Annotated in this window: 18 protein-coding genes; 4 read left to right on the top strand and 14 right to left on the bottom strand. The window is 73.1% G+C overall.

Annotated features, from left to right (window positions below):
- Nucleotides 1-7: 7 nt before the first annotated feature.
- Genes hemA through AB1673_14420 form a run of 3 tightly spaced genes read right to left on the bottom strand, consistent with a single transcriptional unit; the run spans nt 8 to nt 2,768 of the window.
- The gene (hemA, locus tag AB1673_14430; GenBank protein ID MEW6155161.1) at nt 8-1,282 is read right to left on the bottom strand and encodes a glutamyl-tRNA reductase; all 1,275 of its coding nucleotides are present in this window, start codon (nt 1,280-1,282) and stop codon (nt 8-10) included.
- Nucleotides 1,258-1,899, bottom strand: coding sequence for a bifunctional precorrin-2 dehydrogenase/sirohydrochlorin ferrochelatase (locus tag AB1673_14425; protein MEW6155160.1), 642 nt, complete (start codon nt 1,897-1,899; stop codon nt 1,258-1,260). Before AB1673_14425 ends, hemA begins: the two co-directional genes overlap by 25 nt.
- Nucleotides 1,896-2,768, bottom strand: a complete 873-nt coding sequence (locus AB1673_14420) for a redox-sensing transcriptional repressor Rex (protein MEW6155159.1) — start codon at nt 2,766-2,768, stop codon at nt 1,896-1,898. The genes AB1673_14425 and AB1673_14420 overlap by 4 nt, the downstream gene beginning before the upstream one ends.
- 228 nt (nt 2,769-2,996) lie before the next feature.
- On the opposite strand from AB1673_14420, the gene AB1673_14415 reads away from it, so the two are divergent.
- Nucleotides 2,997-3,740 carry a CAP domain-containing protein gene (locus AB1673_14415; protein ID MEW6155158.1) on the top strand — a complete coding sequence of 248 codons (744 nt, stop codon included), beginning with the start codon at nt 2,997-2,999 and terminating at the stop codon, nt 3,738-3,740.
- A 36-nt stretch (nt 3,741-3,776) separates the two neighbouring features.
- Nucleotides 3,777-4,154 carry a response regulator gene (locus AB1673_14410; protein ID MEW6155157.1) on the top strand — a complete coding sequence of 126 codons (378 nt, stop codon included), beginning with the start codon at nt 3,777-3,779 and terminating at the stop codon, nt 4,152-4,154.
- 107 nt (nt 4,155-4,261) lie between these two features.
- Here the strand turns inward: AB1673_14410 and AB1673_14405 are convergent, their stop codons facing one another.
- The 7 genes from AB1673_14405 to AB1673_14375 all read right to left on the bottom strand — a co-directional run bounded on the left by AB1673_14405 (nt 4,262) and on the right by AB1673_14375 (nt 11,003).
- Nucleotides 4,262-5,092: an SAM-dependent chlorinase/fluorinase gene (locus tag AB1673_14405; GenBank protein ID MEW6155156.1), complete on the bottom strand. Its 831-nt coding sequence runs from the start codon at nt 5,090-5,092 to the stop codon at nt 4,262-4,264.
- A 47-nt stretch (nt 5,093-5,139) separates the two neighbouring features.
- The gene (locus tag AB1673_14400; protein MEW6155155.1) at nt 5,140-5,343 is read right to left on the bottom strand and encodes a helix-turn-helix domain-containing protein; all 204 of its coding nucleotides are present in this window, start codon (nt 5,341-5,343) and stop codon (nt 5,140-5,142) included.
- Between the two features lie 82 nt (nt 5,344-5,425).
- Complete coding sequence (gene proC / locus AB1673_14395; GenBank protein ID MEW6155154.1) at nt 5,426-6,196, bottom strand: pyrroline-5-carboxylate reductase; 771 nt, start codon at nt 6,194-6,196, stop codon at nt 5,426-5,428.
- Nucleotides 6,197-6,336: 140 nt separating this feature from the next.
- The gene (locus AB1673_14390; GenBank protein MEW6155153.1) at nt 6,337-7,461 is read right to left on the bottom strand and encodes a peptidoglycan DD-metalloendopeptidase family protein; all 1,125 of its coding nucleotides are present in this window, start codon (nt 7,459-7,461) and stop codon (nt 6,337-6,339) included.
- A gap of 298 nt (nt 7,462-7,759) precedes the next feature.
- Nucleotides 7,760-8,983 carry a glycosyltransferase gene (locus tag AB1673_14385; protein ID MEW6155152.1) on the bottom strand — a complete coding sequence of 408 codons (1,224 nt, stop codon included), beginning with the start codon at nt 8,981-8,983 and terminating at the stop codon, nt 7,760-7,762.
- Between the two features lie 185 nt (nt 8,984-9,168).
- Nucleotides 9,169-9,825, bottom strand: a complete 657-nt coding sequence (locus tag AB1673_14380; protein ID MEW6155151.1) for a response regulator transcription factor — start codon at nt 9,823-9,825, stop codon at nt 9,169-9,171.
- Nucleotides 9,822-11,003, bottom strand: a complete 1,182-nt coding sequence (locus tag AB1673_14375) for a sensor histidine kinase (protein ID MEW6155150.1) — start codon at nt 11,001-11,003, stop codon at nt 9,822-9,824. Before AB1673_14375 ends, AB1673_14380 begins: the two co-directional genes overlap by 4 nt.
- A gap of 131 nt (nt 11,004-11,134) precedes the next feature.
- Here AB1673_14375 and AB1673_14370 point away from each other — a divergent pair, with 131 nt between their 5' ends.
- Complete coding sequence (locus tag AB1673_14370; protein ID MEW6155149.1) at nt 11,135-13,576, top strand: MMPL family transporter; 2,442 nt, start codon at nt 11,135-11,137, stop codon at nt 13,574-13,576.
- Nucleotides 13,577-13,607: 31 nt separating this feature from the next.
- Here AB1673_14370 and AB1673_14365 read toward each other — a convergent pair whose 3' ends face one another.
- The 3 genes from AB1673_14365 to sodX are packed head-to-tail and all read right to left on the bottom strand — an operon-like array spanning nt 13,608 to nt 14,960.
- A complete protein-coding gene (locus tag AB1673_14365; GenBank protein ID MEW6155148.1) occupies nt 13,608-13,979 on the bottom strand; it encodes a helix-turn-helix transcriptional regulator in 372 nt (123 codons plus the stop codon).
- 57 nt (nt 13,980-14,036) lie between these two features.
- The gene (locus AB1673_14360) at nt 14,037-14,549 is read right to left on the bottom strand and encodes an aerial mycelium formation protein (protein MEW6155147.1); all 513 of its coding nucleotides are present in this window, start codon (nt 14,547-14,549) and stop codon (nt 14,037-14,039) included.
- 6 nt (nt 14,550-14,555) lie between these two features.
- The gene (gene sodX / locus AB1673_14355) at nt 14,556-14,960 is read right to left on the bottom strand and encodes a nickel-type superoxide dismutase maturation protease (GenBank protein MEW6155146.1); all 405 of its coding nucleotides are present in this window, start codon (nt 14,958-14,960) and stop codon (nt 14,556-14,558) included.
- 43 nt (nt 14,961-15,003) lie between these two features.
- On the opposite strand from sodX, the gene sodN reads away from it, so the two are divergent.
- Complete coding sequence (gene sodN, locus AB1673_14350; GenBank protein MEW6155145.1) at nt 15,004-15,405, top strand: superoxide dismutase, Ni; 402 nt, start codon at nt 15,004-15,006, stop codon at nt 15,403-15,405.
- Between the two features lie 18 nt (nt 15,406-15,423).
- Here sodN and AB1673_14345 read toward each other — a convergent pair whose 3' ends face one another.
- A complete protein-coding gene (locus AB1673_14345; GenBank protein MEW6155144.1) occupies nt 15,424-17,118 on the bottom strand; it encodes a phosphatidate cytidylyltransferase in 1,695 nt (564 codons plus the stop codon).
- Nucleotides 17,119-17,542 lie beyond the last annotated feature (424 nt).

The raw sequence follows: 17,542 nt of genomic DNA, 5'->3' as shown, positions 1-17,542 counted from the left end.
GGCCGGGTCAGCCCTCGGAGCCGGTCCCGAAGAACAGCTCCCGCAGGGCGGTGGACAGCCGCTCGCCCCGAGCCGAACCGGCCGACTCCTTGAGCCGGACGGTGGGGTCGTGGAGCAGCTTGGCCACGATGCCCTTGGTCAGGGCCTCGACGGCTGCCTGCTGGCGGGCGTCGAGGCCCGACAGCCGGGCCCGGAAGCGCTCCAGCTCGGCCGTGCGTACCTGCTCACCACGCTCGTAGAGAGCGGTCACGGTGGGAGCCATGCCCCGGGCGGTCGTCGCCTCCAGCCAGCGGCTTACTTCCTGGGCGACCAGGGACCGCACGGGCTCGACCTCTTTGCGGCGCTGGTCTAGGCCCACCTTCACGAAGCCCCGCAGGTCGGCCAGGTCGAGGACTGTGACCCCGTCGATGCGCCGGACGCCGGGGTCGACGTTGCGGGGCATGCCCAGGTCGACGATGAGCAGCGGGCGGCCCTGGCGGTCCTGGACGGTCGGGGCCAGCGAGTCATGGTCGATCACGTCGGTGCCGGCCGTCGAAGTGAAGACCAGGTCGACCTCGGCCAAGGTGGCGGCCAGCCCGTCCATGGGGACGGCCCGCCCCCCGACCCGGGCGGCCAGGTGGACGGCCTTCTCCCATGTGCGGTTGGCGATGAGCACCTCGGCCGGCCGGTGGGTCTCGGCCAGGTCGGCCACCATGCCCTCGCCCATCTTGCCGGCGCCCACCACCAGGATCGAACGCCCGGTCAGGCCCCCGAGCCGCCGGCCGGCCATGGCCACGGCCGCCTGGGACAGCGACGTGACCCCCCGGCCGATACCGGTCTCGGCCCGTGCCGCCTTGCCGACCTCGAGGGCGTGCCTGAACAGGTGAGCCAGGTTGGTGCCGGCCACGCCCTCCTGGCGGGCCACCTCCCAGGCGTCGCGCACCTGGCCCAGCACTTGGCTCTCGCCCAGCACGACCGAGTCGAGCCCGGCGGTGACACCGAACAGGTGGGCGGCAGCCGACTCGTCGTGGTAGCTGTAGAGGTGGTCGGAGAACTCCTCGGGGGCCACGAAGGCCAGCTCGGAGAGGAAGTGGCGGATGTCGGCCATGGCCCCGTGGAACTTCTCGGCCACCACGTAGGCCTCGGTGCGGTGGCACGTCGACAGCAGCACGGCCTCGGTCACGAACGGACGGGCGGCCAGGTCTCCCAGGGCCTTGGGCAGGCGGTCGGCCGGCACCGCCATGCGCTCGAGCAAGTCGAGCGGGACGGTGCGGTGGCTCAGGCCGACGACGACGACAGACACGTGTGCAACCGCTCCTTGGCGCGGGTTAGGTCACCCGATCGGATTAGAACGAGCATGTCGGACTCCAGCGCGCGGCGCCAATCGACGTCCTCCGAAGACCTCCCGGTGGCCCTGATCTGGTCTCTTTCTTCGGCCAACAGGTCGAGCAGCACCTCGTATTCCGGGCCGACCTCGTGCTCCAGCCGCTCCCGTAACCAGACCGCCAGCGCCGGGCTGCGGCCCCCGGTCGAGACCGTGACCATGAGCCCGCCCCGGCGCAGGACCGAAGGCAGCGTGAACGTGCAGTGCTCGGGGTCGTCGGCCCCGTTGACCCACACCCCGGCGGCCTCGGCGTCGGCGAACACCGAGGCGTTCACCTCGGCGTCGTCGGTGGCCGCGATGACCAGGCGGCGGCCGACGAGGTCGGAGGGACGGTAGGGCCGTTGCTCCCACGTCACCCCGGGCTGGGAACGGACGGCGTCGCTGATCGACGGGGCCACCACGTGGACCTCGGCCCCGCACGTCCGCAGGCCCTCGACCTTGCGGGCGGCCACCGGTCCGCCCCCGACGACCAGGCACGGGCGGCCGTCGACGATCAGGTTGACCGGGTAGGACGGGACGGCGGCCGCTCGGCTCATGCCGTGGCCGGCACCACCGGAGCGCCGTCACGCTGCTGGTAGAAGGCCAGGATCTGCAGCTCGATCGACAGGTCCACCTTGCGCAGCGACACCGAGGGCGGGACCGAGATGACCGCTGGGGCGAAGTTGAGGACCGAGCGGACGCCAGCGGCCACCAGGCGGTCGGCCACGTCCTGGGCGGAACCGGCCGGGGTGGCGATGATGCCGATGGCGATGTGGTCCCGGGCGGCGATCTCGGGCAGCTCGTCGAGGGAACGCACGACCTCGCCGCCGATCCGGAGGCCGACCTTGCTCGGGTCGCTGTCGACGAGGGCCACTATCCGGAAACCTCGGGCCGAGAAGCCCCGGTAGTTGGCCAGGGCGCTCCCGAGGTTGCCGACGCCCACGATCACGACAGGCCAGTCCTGGGTCAGGCCCAGCACCCGGTTGATCTGGAACAGGAGGTACTCGACGTCATAGCCCACGCCGCGTGTGCCGTAGGAGCCGAGATAGGACAGGTCCTTGCGGACCTTGGCGGCGTTCACACCCGCCATCTCGGCCAGCCGCTCGGACGAGATCGTGACCGTCTTGGCCTCGGCCACCTCGACCAACGACCGCAGGTAGACGGGCAGCCGGGCCACCGTGGCCTCAGGGATGCGCCGACCCACTCTCGGTTCGTCGTCCACCACCTCGGCCGCCTCGTCGAGGTCCGGCTCGTCGAGGTCCGGCTCGTCGAGGTCCGGCGCCTCGGGGGGGGAGCCGTCCGGTGCCGAGCTCCCAAGGGCGGGGGCGCCCATCGCAGCCGGCACCGGTGTGGGGTCACCGGGCTCGTCGGCGCCGGCCGACCAGGCCCCGTCGCCTGGCGCCGACCCGTTATGGGAGGCGGGCAATTTCGATGTCTCCTTCCCGGGCAGGCCTGGGACAACAGGCTTGCCGCGGCGTTCCCCCCAATTCTAGGACTTCGTGAGCGTGTTCACAAAGGCCCGGGGTGACCCCGGGCGACCGCCACCGGAGGTCTGCATTCTAGCCCCCCGGTAACCCTCAAGGTTTCCCCGCCACGCGCCGATCCCAACACTGAAAGTGACAATCGCATCACTCATCGCACTAGGGAGCCAGAAATGGGCAGGAGGCAACGCTCCGCCGTAGCCATGGCACTGGCACTGGTCGTGTCGGTCGCCGGTCTGCTGGTGCTCCCCACCTCGGCGGTGGCCGCCAGCGCCGACGAGTCCCGGCTGCTGTCGCTGACCAACTCGGTGCGGGCCGGGGTCGGCTCCCCCGCCCTCCAGCTCGACGGCACCTTGTCCTCGATCGCCCGGAGCTGGGCCCAGACGATGGCGTCCAACGGGGCCATCTCCCACAATCCCAACTACCGGGGCCAGGTCGAGGCCGCCGGCTACGACTGGCGGATGCTGGCCGAGAACGTGGGCATGGGCCCGTCGGTCGACGTGGTGCACCAGGCTCTGGTCAACAGCCCCGGCCACTACACCAACATGGTCAACGGCGAGTACGGCCTGGTGGGCATCGGCGTCGTACAGACGGGCGGGACCGTGTGGGTCGTGCAGAACTTCCTCAAGGTGGCGGCCGCCGCCCCGCCGCCTCCGCCGCCTCCGCCGCCTCCGCCCGAACCGGCGCCCGAGCCGCCTCCGCCTCCGCCGCCGCCCGCACCGCGGCCCACGGCCCCCCCGACCACCGTCGCACCCCCTCCCCCGCCCCCCGAGCCCGAGCCCGAGCCGGAGCCCACGACGACGACAACTACCGTTCCCGAGCCGGTGACGGCCGCCGCTGAGGCCAGCCCGGGCGGCCTGCCCATCCTGGTGGCCCAGATGGTGCAGCAGGTCAAGACGCTGTCCAGCGACTCCTGACCACGAACGGCGGCCGGCCTCGGTAGCCTCGGCACAATGTCCCGCCGGATCCGCGTCATGGTCGTCGACGACACGGCCCACGTGGTTCGGATGCTGACGGCCATGTTGGAGCTCGACGGGTTCGACGTCGTGGGCCAGGCGTCGGGCGGGGCGGCCGCCCTGGAGGTGGTCGGCGACGCCGATCCGGACGTCGTGGTGATGGACTACCGGATGCCGCTGATGGACGGGCTGACGGCCGCCCGGCGGATCCGCGAGCAGCGTCCCGACCAGATCGTGGTGCTCTACACCGCCTTCGTCGACGACGAGCTCGAGGAGCAGGCCCGCCAAGCGGGGGTCTCGTTGTGCGTGGGCAAAGTCGAAGGCCTGAACTCGCTCGAACGCGAGATCAGCCGCCTGTGCGCCTCGCTCTTCTGATCGCGGCCCGGGTTCGCCCGATCAAGCCAGGAGCAGGAGCTGGATCATGGCGGCGGCCAGGATGGCCACCAGTAGCAGGGCGAGCACGATCGTGGTGGCCGGGCGCATCAGGGAGCGGGTTCGAGGGCGACGGCGTCGCCCGAGCCGATGCGCAGCTCGTCGGCCGCCGACCGGCGGTTGAGGGCCACCGCCATGAGCCCGTAGGAGTCGACGACCAGGCCGACCTGGCCCGTCGCCAGGGCCGCGTAGGTGGTCACCCGGTGCGCCACCCGGGGGGGCTTGTCGCCGATCTTGATCATCACCCTGTCCCCCATGGCCTCGATCTCGTCCGGGCCCACGTTGAGCTGGGCGTTGCCGAAGCGGTCGACCCAGAGCACCTCGCCCACCAGGGCACCGTCCTCCTGGCGGGTGAGGGGCACGATAGCGGGCAGTAGGGAGTAGGGGTCCACCAGCTCGCCCAGGTCCTCCAGGTCGGCGCCCAGGGCCAGGTGGGCCGCCACCGGGGCGAACACGTCGCGTCCCGCGAACGTCGGGCCGGGGGCCTCGAGGTGGTAGTCGGTATTGGTCAGCGACACCGCCCGGTGGGCACCTCCGGCCAGGGCCACGGCCGAGGCCAGCAGACCGTTGTCCGGGCCCACGAACACGGCCGCCGGCCCCTCGTCACCGTCCTGGCCACCGGCCTCGACGGCGATGGCCCGCCGGTCGCTCCCCACGCCCGGGTCGACCACGGCCAGCACGATCCCGGGCGGGAGGTACTGGATGGCGCGGGCCAGGGCCAGCGAGCCGGCCCGCACATCGTGGGGGGCGACGGCGTGGGTGACGTCGATCACCGTGACGTGGGGCGCGATCGCTCGGATGACGGCCTTGACCACCCCGACGAACTCGTCGTCGAGGCCGTAGTCGGACAGGAACGAGACCGTGTCGAAGCGCGGGGCCACGTCCGCAGGCTACGCCTCCGGTGAACAGGCGCCTCACGGCGCGGTCGTCAGCCTGCTTGGGTGTAGCTGTTGGCCAGGTAGGCGTCGACGTCCTCCTCCCGCACCCGGTAGGACTTGCCCACCCGGGCCGCGGGAAGCTGACCACCTTTGATCAGGCGGTAAACCGTCATAGTCGAAACCCGAAGTATGCCGGCCACCTCGGCCACGGTCAGGAACCGGGGCCGTGCGTGTGACTGCGCCAGTTGGATCACCCCTCTTCGCCTGGGGCGACTGTATTCAGTTGTGGCCGCTGTGGAAAGTGGTGATCACCAGATCGTGCCCCTCAGGCGCCCGTCAGCCGCCCCCCAGGGCCCGGGAGCGCTCGGTGGCGGCCACCACGGCGTCGAGGAAGGCCGAGCGCACGCCGGCCGCCTCCAGGGCCCGCAGACCGGCCGCCGTGGTCCCCCCGGGGGACGTGACGGCCGCCCGGAGGGCCTCGGGGCCCTCGCCCGACTCGGCCAGCAGGCGGGCCGCGCCCAGCAGGGTCTGCACGGCCAGGGCCGAGGCCGCCGCCCGGGGGAGGCCCACGAGGACACCCGCCTCGACCAGGGCCTCGGCCACCAAGAACACGTAGGCCGGCCCCGACCCCGACAGCCCGGTGACGGCGTCGAGCAGGCCCTCGGGCACGCGCACGACCATCCCCACCGCCCCCAGCACGCCCTCGGCCCACACCAGGTCGTCCTCCCTGGCCATCGAACCGGGGGAGATGGCCGCGGCCCCCGCCCCGACGAGAGCAGGCGTGTTGGGCATGGCCCGCACCACCGCCGCCCCGGGCGCTCCCGCGGCCCCGAGCCACTCCTCCAGCCGGGCCAGGGGCACGCCGGCCGCGATCGACAGCACCCGCTGGGCCCCGGCCCCGGCCACCGCCCGGCAGGCGGCGGCCACGTCGGCTGGTTTCACGGCCAGCACGGCGCCCTGGCAGGGCCCGGCATCGGCCCGCACGTCCACCCCCGCGAACCGCTCGGCCAGCACCTGGCGCCGCCCCGGGTCGACCTCGACCACGGCCAGGTCACCAGCCGGCGCCCACCCCCCCGCCAGCAGCCCGCCGACGAGGGCCTCGCCCATCCGTCCGCCCCCCACCACAGCCAAACGCGCTCCGGTCACAGCCGGCCAGGCTAGGCCGGACGGGCCGGAGCGGCCCCCCAGACGCAAACCTGCGCGGGAATCGTGGGCGAAACGCCCCCGATTCCCGCGCAGGTTTCGCTTTAGGGCAGGAAGTTCATCGGGTTCTGGGCTGTGCCGCCGACCCGGGTCTCGAAGTGCAGGTGGGGGCCGGTGACGTTACCCGTGCCGCCCACGTAGCCGATCAGCTGGCCCTGGCTCACGCTCTGCCCATCGGACACCGACATCGAGCTCTGGTGGGCGTAGAGAGTGGTGAAGCCCCCGCCGTGGTCGATGATCGTGCACAGGCCGTAGCCGCCGTACCAGCCGGCGCTGATCACGACCCCGGCCTTGGCCGCCCGGATGGGCGCCCCGTAACCGGAGTCGATGTCGATACCCGAGTGCATGGCTCCCCAGCGCCAGCCAAAGGGGGAGCTGACCGATCCGGCCGAGGGCCAGATGAGCCCGGCGGAGGACGTCGAGCGGGCCTGCTGGAGCTGGGGCCGGCCGTCGACGGACGCCCCGCTGGCCTCACGTGCCCGGATGAGGCCGCTGATGCTGGCCTCCTCCCGGGCCAGGGCCTCCACTTCGGCCGTGTACTCCCGGATGCGCACGTCGAGGGCGCCCCGCAGCCGGACCTGGTCGGCCCGGAGCTGCTCCAGCTCGTTGAGCCGGTCGGTGGCCTCCTGCTTGCGGTTCTGGGCCTGCTCCCGCAGGGCCAGCAGGTTGGCCTGCTCGGCCTGCTGGTCCTGGCGGACGGCCCGCAGCTCGCCGAGCACGTCGCGGTCCACCTGGACGACCTGGGACATGAACGCCTGGCGGCGGCCAGCCTCGCCGATGTCGCGGGCCTTCATGATCTCCAGGAAGGTGTCGGACCCGGGGTTGATGTAGGCCTGCACGGCCACGGCCGAGGCCCGGGTGCGCAGGTCGGCCATCTTCTTCTCGGTCGCCGCCAGGCGCATGGCGGCGGCGTCGGCCGCGGCCATGGCTGCGCTGGCCGCCTGGCGGGCGGCGTCGGTGGCGCTGCTCTGCACGGCGATGCCGGCGTCGAGGGTGCGGACGGCAGCCTCTAGCTCGGCGTCGTCGGCCTTGAGGGCGTCGAGCCGGGCCGCGGCGGCCGTCTTCTTGGACCGCACCGTGTCCGCGTCGTCAGCGGCGAAAGCCGATGTCGGGAAAGCCGACATCAGCATGACGATCATCGCAAGGGCGTGGATCCTCGGTCTCGTCATTGGCTGCAGCAGCCCCGCCGCGACTGGTCGGCGGAACCCTACGACGCACCCCCCGTCGGCGCAAGCATCCTCGGTGACTTGGGTTCGGGGGCCCGAAGAACCTCGCTGCCTGGCCGCACTTCCCCGAACGACTGGACAGTTCCGCCCCTCGGGCCCCGGCCGGGAACCCTAACCGAACGTCAAAGCTCGCGCAAGGATTGACACAGAAGGGTACGGAACGCGCGCCGATGCCCCCTGGTCCGCGCCGGTGGGACGGCCCATTGTAGGCCGCCGGCCCGGGCGCTCGCCGGGGCGCTCGTCAGCGGCACTCCACCGGCTCACGAACCGTCAGGTCGGCGTAGAGACGGCGGAGGCGGGCGGCCGTGACCGACCACGAGTACTGCTGGGTGCCGGCGGCCGTGGCCCGGCGCATGACCTCGGCCCGGGCGGGAGCCGACAGCAGGGCGCCGACCCGCTCGGCGTAGGCGGCCGGGTCCCGGCCCTCGACGAGGTAACCGGTGACGCCGTGGTCGACCAGGGTGCACAGCCCGCCCACGGCCGCAGCCACCACCGGGGTGCCGCAGGCCGCCGCCTCCAACGCGACGAGCCCGAAGGACTCCGAGCGGCTGGGGACGAGGCACACGTCGGCGGCCCGGTAGAAGGCGGGCAGGGCCTCGTGGCGTTGGGGGGGCACGAACCACACCCGCCCTTGCAGGCCCAGCTCGGCCACGAGCGCTCGCACCCGGCGCAGCTCGCCCGGCCCGTCGGGCCCGCTGGGGCCGCCCACGACGACCAGGACGGCGTCGCGGCGGGCCAGGGCGGCCAGCGCCCGGACGGCCACGTCCGCCCCCTTGAGCGGCTGGATGCGCCCCACGAACAGCACCAGGGGTGCCCGGGGAGGAAGGTCGATGCCCAGGGCGGCACGGGCCTCGAGGCGGTCGCCGGGGCAGAAGACCTCGTGGTCGACGCCCGGGGGCACGATCTCGATGCGGCCCGGTTCGGCGCCGTAGTGCTCCACCAGGCCCTCGGCCTCGTGAGCCGACGAGGCCAAGATGGCGTCGGAGCAGCCGATCACCTCGCCCTCGGCCTTGGCCCGCACGGCCTCCTCCTCCTCGGTGGCCTCGGCCTTCACCCGCGACAGGGTGTGGAACGTCGACACCAGGGGCAGGCCCAGCTCGTGCTTGAGGGTGTGGCCGGCCACCCCCGACAGCCAGTAGTTGGCGTGCAGGACATCGGGCCGGTTGCCGGTCACCAGGAGATCGAGCACGGCCGAACCGAACTCGTCCACCAGGCCGGGCAGGTCCTCCTTGGCCACGACGGCCTGGGGCCCGGCCCGCACGTGGTGGACCCGGAGGCCGGGCTCGACCTCGACGGTGGAGGGCAGGCCCCGCCTCCACGACCGGGTGTAGACGTCGCAGTCGATGCCGGCGCGCGCCAGGGCAGAGGACAGCTCGCGAACGTAGACGTTCATGCCTCCACCGTCGCCCGCGCCCGGCTGGGCCAGCGGCGACGTGTGCATCGACAGGACGGCGAGGTGGCGCACGACGGCTGCAACCCTACCTAGGAGGCTGGTGTCTTTCGCGATCGGCGCTTCGCGCCGATCGGCCGACCTGCCCCTGACCAGCACCTTTGCAATGTCGCCGAGCCGCGAACGGGGCGGTCGGCCGCCTGGGGAGGGTCTAGACACCAGCCTCCTAGCGGCCGATCCTTCCCTGGTGCGGCCCTGTCTCAGGTCCCCATCCGGCCGGTCTCGTGCGCCCACATGGCGATCTCGACGCGGTTGCGGACCCCGAGCTTGTTCATCAGGCTGGCGAGGTGGGTCTTGACCGTGCTCAGGCTGATGAACAGCTCACCGGCGATCTCGGCGTTGGTCCGGCCCCGGGCGACGGCCAGCAGGACCCCTTCCTCCCGGGCGGTGAGTGGTTCGATCGGTTGCGCCCGCGGCGCTGCGGTCGGGGCCTTCGAGAACGTGGCCAGGAGCCGAGCGGTGACGCTGGGGGCGATAAGCGCGTCGCCGCTCGCCGCGGCCTGGATCGCTTGCACGAGCAGCTCCGGCCCGGCGTCTTTGAGCAGGAACCCGCGGGCGCCCGCCCTGAGGGCGCCGTACACGTAGTCGTCGAGGTCGAAGGTGGTGATCACCACGACGGCCAGCGGCTCGGCGACATCCGGGCCAGCGAGCTGGCGGGTCGCCTCGATGCCGTCGAGCCCGGGCATGCGGATGTCGAACAGGCACACGTCGGGCCGGAGCCGGCGGGCGAGCGCCACGGCCTCCCTGCCGTCGGGCGCCTCAGCCACGACCTCGATGTCGGGCTGGGCGTTCAGGATCATCCTGAGCCCCGTCCTGATCATCTCCTGATCGTCGGCGAGCACGACCCGGATGGTCACGGGCGACCGCCTCGGGGCAGCACGGCGGCGACCGTCCAGCCCCGTTCCCGGTCCGGCCCCGCATCGAGAGTGCCGCCCAGCAACTTGGCGCGCTCGGCCATGCCGACCAGGCCGAAGCCCGACGGGGACCGAGGGTCGAACGAGGCGGGGTCACCGTCGTCTCGGACCGTGAGGCGCACGAAGTCGTCCTCGCCGTACACCGCCACCGTCACGCAGGTGGCGTTGCGGGCGTGCCGGGCGGCGTTGGTGACCGCCTCTTGGGCAAGCCGGTAGATCGCCGCGTCCACGGAGGGCGGGAGCCGTTCGAGGTCACCCACGAGATGGACCTCCACATGCGGCCGGTCGCCGGCGTCGGTGGCGAGGCCCTCGATGTCTACGACCCCCCGTTGGGGGGCGAGGTCCGCCTCCTCACCGTGGCGCAGAGCGCCGACCATGGCGCGCATCTCGGCGAGGGTACGTGAAGCCTCCTGCTCGATGACGGCGAGTGCGTCCAGCGCGGCATCAGGGTCGGTCGGGGCGACGACGCGCCCGGCCTGGGCACGGATGACGATGGCCGAGACGTGGTGGGCGACGGTGTCGTGCAGCTCGCGTGCCAGCTGCTCGCGCTCGAGCAGCTTGACCTGGTCCATCCCCCGGCGCCGGTCCTTGTCCGCGTAACGCACCGCCGCGCCGACCGCACCGGCCGTGAGCAGGACGAGGGCTCCGAGGACAATGTTCTCGGCCGCGACGTCGCCTATTTGGGCGTGGATGGGAAAGTCGGCTGGTTCGTCGAAGCCACTGAGCAGCGTCGGCACGGCCATGACGGCGGCGCCGATGACGATCTCGCGGCCGGCTCCCCACCGGAACAGCGCATAGGGCAGGAGCAGCACGACGACGTAAGCAGACAGGCCCTGCCAGGCGACGCCGGCGAGCAGTGACGCCAGGTCCACCACGCCGATCAGCCCGAAGGCGAACACGGCTGCGGCCAGGGGGTGGCTCCGCCGCCACAGCAGCGCCGGTAGCAGGGCCAGCCCGACGGCGACGGAGCCGAGACGCCACACGAGGTCCTGGACGAGAACGCCCTCCAGGACCATGACGGCGACGGCGACGGCGACCAGCGCCCAGTCCCGCCACACGCGCGCCGGGGGACCGGGGGCACGCGGCTCGGCCCACAACGAGCGAACTCCGTCGCGCAGCACCCTCCCACCATAAGGAACCCGGGCGCACGGCGGATCGGCCGAAAGTACGAGACGCGGATCGTCCGATCGGTCGGTCGTCGAACAGCCGGACAGCCGATGCGGCGCGGCGGCGAGATCGAGACGATGGTCGCATGACATCACCGACTGCCAGGAAGCACCCGACGACTCTCCTCGGCCGGCTCGCCGGCTGGTGCTTCGACCACCGGTCCAAGGCGGTCGGGCTCTGGCTCGTCGCCCTCTTCGCCGTCTTCGGGGTGGCGGGCGCCGTCGGCCCGCGCTACGGCGCAGGCGCGCAGGTGCCCGGTTCGGGCAGCGCTGCCGGGTACGCCGTGCTCGAGGAGCACTTCCCCGAGTTGGGCACCGGCGGCCAGACGGGAACGATCGTGTTCAAGGCCACCCAGGGCGTCGAGGACCCAGAAGTCCGAACTGCCATGGAAGCGCTGTTCGCCCGCGTGGACGCCGGCTTCCCCGACGACTCGGGAGTTCCGCGCCATCCCGGCGGCACCGTCGTCTCGCCGTACTCCGAGCGAGGTCAGGACCAGATCGCCCGGACCGGCCACCTGGCCGGGCTGGTCGCCTACGCCCAGGTGAACCTCGCCGCCGACGTGGACGACACCGAGTCCGGCCTGCTGGGCCGGGCGATCATCGGTCACGTGCCGGCCATCGACGGGCTCGACGTCTTCGCCGGTGGTCAGTACCTGGCCGTCATCGAGCCGCCGAAGAGCGAGCTCATCGGCCTGGCCTTCGCAATGCTGGTCCTGATCGCCGCGTTCGGGTCCGTGCTGGCCATGGGACTGCCCATCGCCGTGGCGCTCGGGGGGGTCGGCGCCGGCGCCGGGTTGACCCTGCTGCTCAGCAACGTCGTCACCATTCCCAACGAGGCCACGGTGCTCGGGCTGATGGTCGGCCTCGGCGTCGGCATCGACTACGCCCTGTTCATCGTCTCCCGCTACCGGGAGGGCCTCCACGCCGGGTACTCCCCCCGTGAGGCGACCGTGGCGGCCATGGGGTCGGCCGGGCGGGCCGTCGTCTTCGCCGGGACCACCGTGATGATCTCGGTGCTGGGGCTCCTGCTGGTCGGGATCGGGTGGATCGGGGGGCTGGGCATCGCCGTGTCCGCCACCGTTCTCGCCACGATGATCACCTCGACAACGCTGCTCCCTGCCCTGCTCGGGTTCGCCCGGGAGCGGGTGGAGCTCACCCGCTGGCGCGGTCTGGTCGCCGCCGGGTTCACGTCCGTCGCCCTCCTCGGCCTCGGCCTCGGGGTGGCGCCTGTGGCCGCCGCCGGCGCCGGGCTGGCGGCGCTCACGCTGGTCGCCAGCGTCGCCGTGCGGCCGCTGCGCCGCCCCCTCCCCGGCCGGGCCGCCAAGGCCGTCCCCGCCACCTACGCCTACCGCTGGAGCCGGGGCATCCAGCGCCACCCCGTGCGGTGGGTGCTCGGTGCGACCGCCGTGCTGGTCGTCCTGGCCGCACCCGCCACGAGCCTGCGACTGGGCTGGGCCGACGAGGGCAACTTCCCCGAGGACACCCCCACCCGCCAGGCATACGACCTGCTGGCCGACGGCTTCGGCGCCGGGTTCAACGGCCCGTTCGTCGTCACGGTCGTCCCCGGCCCCGGCGACTCGCCCGACGACGTCCTGGGGCTGCAGGCGACCCTGGCCGCCGCCGAGGGGGTCGCAGCGGTGACTTCGCCGGTGGCCGACGACCCGGCGCAGCCCGCCGCCTACGTGATGAGTGTCATCGCCTCCACCGCACCCCAGGACGAGGCCACCACCGACCTGGTCCGCCGGCTCCGCAGCGACGTCATCCCCCGGGCGGTGAGCGGGACCGGGCTCGATGTCCAGGTGACCGGCGGCGCCGCCGTCGCCATCGACATCACCGACTACCTGGCCCGGCGCATGCCCATCTTCTTCGGGGCCGTGCTGGCCCTGTCGTTCGTACTGCTGATGACGGTGTTCCGGTCGGTGCTCGTGCCGCTGAAGGCGGTCCTCGTGAACGTGCTGTCCATCGGTGCCGCCTACGGCATCGTCGTGGCCGTCTTCCAGTGGGGCTGGGCCGGCGAGCTGATCGGCATCGAGGGCGGGCCCATCAACCCGTTCATCCCGATGATGCTCTTCGCCGTGGTCTTCGGCCTGTCGATGGACTACGAGGTCTTCATGCTCTCCCGCATCCGGGAGGAGTACCTGCGCACGGGCGACGCCACCGCCTCCGTGGCCGACGGCCTGGCCTCGACCGCCCGGGTGATCACCGCCGCGGCGGCCATCATGGTCGTCGTCTTCGCCTCCTTCATGCTCGAGGACATGCGGGAGATCAAGATCTTCGGGCTCGGCCTCGCCCTGGCGGTGTTCCTCGACGCCACACTGGTACGCATGGTGGTCGTCCCGGCCACCATGGAGCTGCTCGGCGAGCGCAACTGGTGGATCCCCAGGTGGCTCGACCGGCTCCTCCCCCGCGTCGACATCGAACGGGGCGAGATCGAACGGGGCGGCATCGAACGGGGCGAGCCGGTCGCCCCCGTGCCCCCGGAGGTCCCGAGCCTGGCCGGCACGGCGCCCACGGGCGGGCGGAGCTGAACTACCTCTGTCGGGATGGCGACCGGGGCCGTCAGCCGCGCCGCTGGTTGGCGTCGCGGAAGTCCTCGTAGGTCCGCACCAGGGCCTCCTTCTGGTCCGCGGTCAGGTCTGGCTGGCGACGGATCAGGGCGGCCAGCTCACCGTCGGACGCGCTCTCGAGGATGCCGGCCCGCACGTAGAGCTGTTCGACCGGCAGTTCGAGGGCACGGGCGATCTGCTGGAGCACGTCGGCCGACGGCCGGCGTAGGCCCCGCTCGATCTGGCTCAGGTAGGGATTGGAGATGCCCGAGGCCTCGGAGAGGCGGCGCAGCGACAGGCGGTGGGACCGGCGCTCGGCCCGGATGTAAGAACCGAGCTGCTCCATCCGGGCCGAAGTCTCGTCGCTCTGACCGTCCACGGGCACTGCCGACAAGCTAAACCATGCTTGCAGACGCGAGCATCGTTGGCCCTGGGTGGCGGTTCAGCCCCGGTGGCCCGGGCCGAACCGGTCGGCCAGCTCGGCCTGGATGGTGTCGATCACCCCGAAGACGGCTCGACGCTGGCCGGAGACCCGCTGCTCGAGGTCCATGAGCTGGTCGGCGGCGGCGGTCAGCTGCTCGTCGGGGAGCTCGGGCAGCGACCCCAGGGCGGACGGCCCGCTGATGGCGTCGAGCTCGGCCGTGAGGCTGTCGTCGTCGGGCGGCTGGATGTTGGTGGGCATGCGCCCCGGCCCCGGGGCCCGCGACCGGTCGGCCAGGATCTCGGGCAGCCGGGCTACGAGGTCGGACAGGTCGGCCTCCACCCCTCGGCGGCGCCGCTCGATCTCGGCCGACACGATGTCAAGGCGTCCCTGGACCAACCGGCGGAGGTAGGAGAGCTTGGCCTCCACCTGCTGGCATTCCGCCCGCCTGGCCCGTAGCTCGGCGTCGTCGAGGGAGGCGACGTCCTCGACGTACCCGGCCGCCAGCACCCGATCCAACTCGTCGGTCATCATCGCCGATCAGGGTACCAACCCCCCCTGGCGGGCGATCCGTCCCCGCTGGTGGGGCGGGTGGTAGCGATAGGCGGCCCTCCCCAGCACCCGGTCGAGCGCGACCGGCCCGAACCGGCGGCTGTCGACGCTGAGCGACGAGTTGTCACCGCCCACGGTCACCTCGCCACCCGAGATGGCCAGGGCCCGCTTGACGATGGCCCGGTCCGGGGCGGCCGGGTCGACCAGGACGATCACGTCCCCGGGGCGCACCCGCCACGTCCGGACGACTACCAGCCGTTCACCAGGTGCGAGGGTCGGCAACATGCTCGGGCCGTGGACCTCCACCCGCCGCACCCCGAACACGACGGCCGCGGCCAACAGGCCGGCGACAGCGGCGGTCGCTGCGGAAAGTAGTGTTCGGGGACGTAACACTCTGCGATCCGAAGGAGCCTCAGGCATGCCCGTTCTCGACCGCATGTTCGCCCTCGTCGACCGGATCAGCCCGCCTGAGCCGGTCCACGCCCACTGCGACCTCCCGTGCGGCGTCTACGACCCGGCCCAGGCCCGTATCGAGGCCGAGTCGGTCAAGGCGTGCCAGGAGAAGTACCAGGGGTCCGACGACCCGGTCTTCCGCCAGCGGGCGGTCACGATCAAAGAGGAGCGGGCCGACCTCGTCAAGCACCACCTGTGGGTGCTGTGGACCGACTACTTCAAGCCCGAGCACACCGACCGCCACCCCGAGCTTCACCAGCTCTTCTGGGACGCCACCAAGGCGGCCGGCGCGGCGAAGAAGTCCGAGGACCCGGCCACCGGCCAGAAGCTGCTCGACCTCGTCGGCGAGATCGACAAGGTCTTCTGGGCCACGAAGCAGGGCTGAGCCCGACCCCGGCCCCGGTCAGCGCAGCAGGGTCGCAGCTACCCACGCCCAGATCGGGCCGACCACCAGCAGGGAGTCGAGGCGCCGGAGCACCGGCGCCTTGGCATCCCGCCCCCCCAGCAGGGCCGAGCCTGCCAGTGGCCCGCAGGGCACCAGCACGGCGGCGATGAGGCCCAGCAACAGGGGGCTGGCCCCCGGGAATGGCGGGACGAGGGTCACAGCCGCCAGCAGGGTGACGGGTACGAGCATGAAGACGCCGGCCACCGGCCCTTCCCACGTCTTGGACGCTCCCGCGCCGATCAGGTAGGCGCTGGCGTCGTATGCGGCGACACACACCAGCAGCAGCAACGGGGCGTGCACGTTCACGTTGCGCAACAGCACCACCGACGCCACGGCCAGGCCGATGGCCACGCCCACGGCCAGGGTGAGGGCGGCGTCGCGCATCGGCGCCTTGGTCAGTGAGAACAGCCTGACCACCAGCGACGCCATCACCGCGGCCACCAGGGCCCCGGTCATCGCCCTCAGTCCCCAGATGGCGCTCACGGGCAGGGATGCGGCCGCCAGCCCGGCCAGCAGGACCAGAGGCCGTTCGTTGCGGGCACGCCAGACGGCCGCCGTCTGCACGGCGGCCACGGCCGCGCAGCCCGCCAACCAGACACCGAGGGCGACGGGGCCCCACACAGTGGCGACCACCGTCACCAGGAACCAGGCGACCCCCATGGGGCCCTGGCGTGGCCCGGGCTGGGGGACGACGGCCAGCGGCGGCTTGCGGTACCGGTCACGGAAGGCCTCCGGCGCTCCCTCCTCGGCCGCGGCCCTGGCGGCCAGCGCCACTGAGCCCCCGGCTACGGCCTCCATGACCGGCGGGCGGTGGGGCGTAGCCGTGGGTGGTCGCCCGGCCACGCCCGCTTCCTGCCCCTCAGGCGACCCGGTCGTGGTCAGGGCCTCGAGGCCCGCCGGCGGCGGGCCCACCGCCCGCAAGGCGCGAGGCGGGGGAGTCGGGGCCGAGGGTCGGCGGGTGCCGGCCCCGTTCCCGGGCTTGACGAGGCGCACAGCCGGGCCCTCACGAGGGTCGACCACGGCCAGCGCTCCGGCCACGGCTGGGCCCGGGCTGGCGATCGCACCACCCACGGCCGCCAGGCGGCGGGCGGCGGCCGCCCCCCGGGCCGACGGCGTCGAGCCGATCACCCTCACATCCGGGCCGCCGTAGGGCTCGGGGTCGATGGGGACCGCTACCGTCGCCTGCTCCGGGAGGTCGAACGTCGGCCCGGCCTGGGGGAGGACGACGGCCTCGATCCGCGGGGGCGGAGGGGTGCCTGGGGCGACGGTGAGCCACGGGGCCTCTGCCTGGGATCTGGGCCCGTCGCCCCCCGATTCCCACTCGATGGGCTCGTCCCACCGGCGCTCCCACTCGGTCGATCCCGGCGTCGCCTCGGGCGCTCCCGGGCGGGGGGGGCCACCTTTGGACCGCTCCCCGACCGACCAGACCGGCCCGCTCCCCGGTCCCCACAGCGAATCGGGGTCGTCGACGGCGGGCTCGGCCGGCGGCAGGGCGGGGGGAGGTGGCGAGGGCGGCGGCGGGGGCGGGGGCGGGTTGGGGTCGTCGAAGGCCGTCAGATCGAAGTCGTCGAAGTCGTCGGGAGGTGGGCCGGGCTCGTCGAGCTCGGGCACGTCGTCCGGCCACTGGGGAAGTCCGGCCAGCCGGTCGAGCAATTCGTCAGGCGAGCCGCCGGGCAGGTCCCAGGCCGCATCCCAGTCCCGGTCCGCGGGCGATGGGGGCGGAGGTGGGGGCGGGGGCGGGGCGGCACTCGACGACGCCCCGCCTAGGCGGGCGAGCGCGCCCGGAGACGCGGGCGGCGGAGGTGGGGGCGGCGGCTCCGTGCGGCCCGGGGGGGTGGACGGCGGGACCACTGACGCCGGCCCTCCCCGGGCGGTGACCGGCGTGGGCAGGACGTCTTTCCCCGGCCGAACGGGCGCGTCAGGCCCGGACCGGGACGGGTCGACGGGCCACGACGAAGCTGCGTCGCCCGTCGGGGGGCGCCGGTCGTCTGGCGGCGAGCCCGGCGGCGAATCGGCCGCCCACGGCGAGCCCGGGGGCGGGGGTGGAGGGGCGCCGCGGGAGCCGGGGGTGCCGGGC

Source organism: Actinomycetota bacterium, assembly GCA_040754375.1.
Lineage (GTDB): Bacteria > Actinomycetota > Acidimicrobiia > Acidimicrobiales > AC-14 > JBFMCT01.
The sequence above is the reverse complement of the archived record's forward strand: the minus strand, read 5'-3'. Positions and strand labels throughout refer to the sequence as shown.

Coding starts and splice junctions, on each gene's coding strand:
- AB1673_14415 (MEW6155158.1), top strand. CDS start 2,997: ATGGGCAGGAGGCAACGCTCCGCCGTAGCCATGGCACTGGCACTGGTC.
- AB1673_14410 (MEW6155157.1), top strand. CDS start 3,777: ATGTCCCGCCGGATCCGCGTCATGGTCGTCGACGACACGGCCCACGTG.
- AB1673_14370 (MEW6155149.1), top strand. CDS start 11,135: ATGACATCACCGACTGCCAGGAAGCACCCGACGACTCTCCTCGGCCGG.
- sodN (MEW6155145.1), top strand. CDS start 15,004: ATGTTCGCCCTCGTCGACCGGATCAGCCCGCCTGAGCCGGTCCACGCC.
- AB1673_14390 (MEW6155153.1), bottom strand. CDS start 7,461: ATGACGAGACCGAGGATCCACGCCCTTGCGATGATCGTCATGCTGATG.
- proC (MEW6155154.1), bottom strand. CDS start 6,196: ATGGGCGAGGCCCTCGTCGGCGGGCTGCTGGCGGGGGGGTGGGCGCCG.
- AB1673_14360 (MEW6155147.1), bottom strand. CDS start 14,549: ATGATGACCGACGAGTTGGATCGGGTGCTGGCGGCCGGGTACGTCGAG.
- AB1673_14425 (MEW6155160.1), bottom strand. CDS start 1,899: ATGAGCCGAGCGGCCGCCGTCCCGTCCTACCCGGTCAACCTGATCGTC.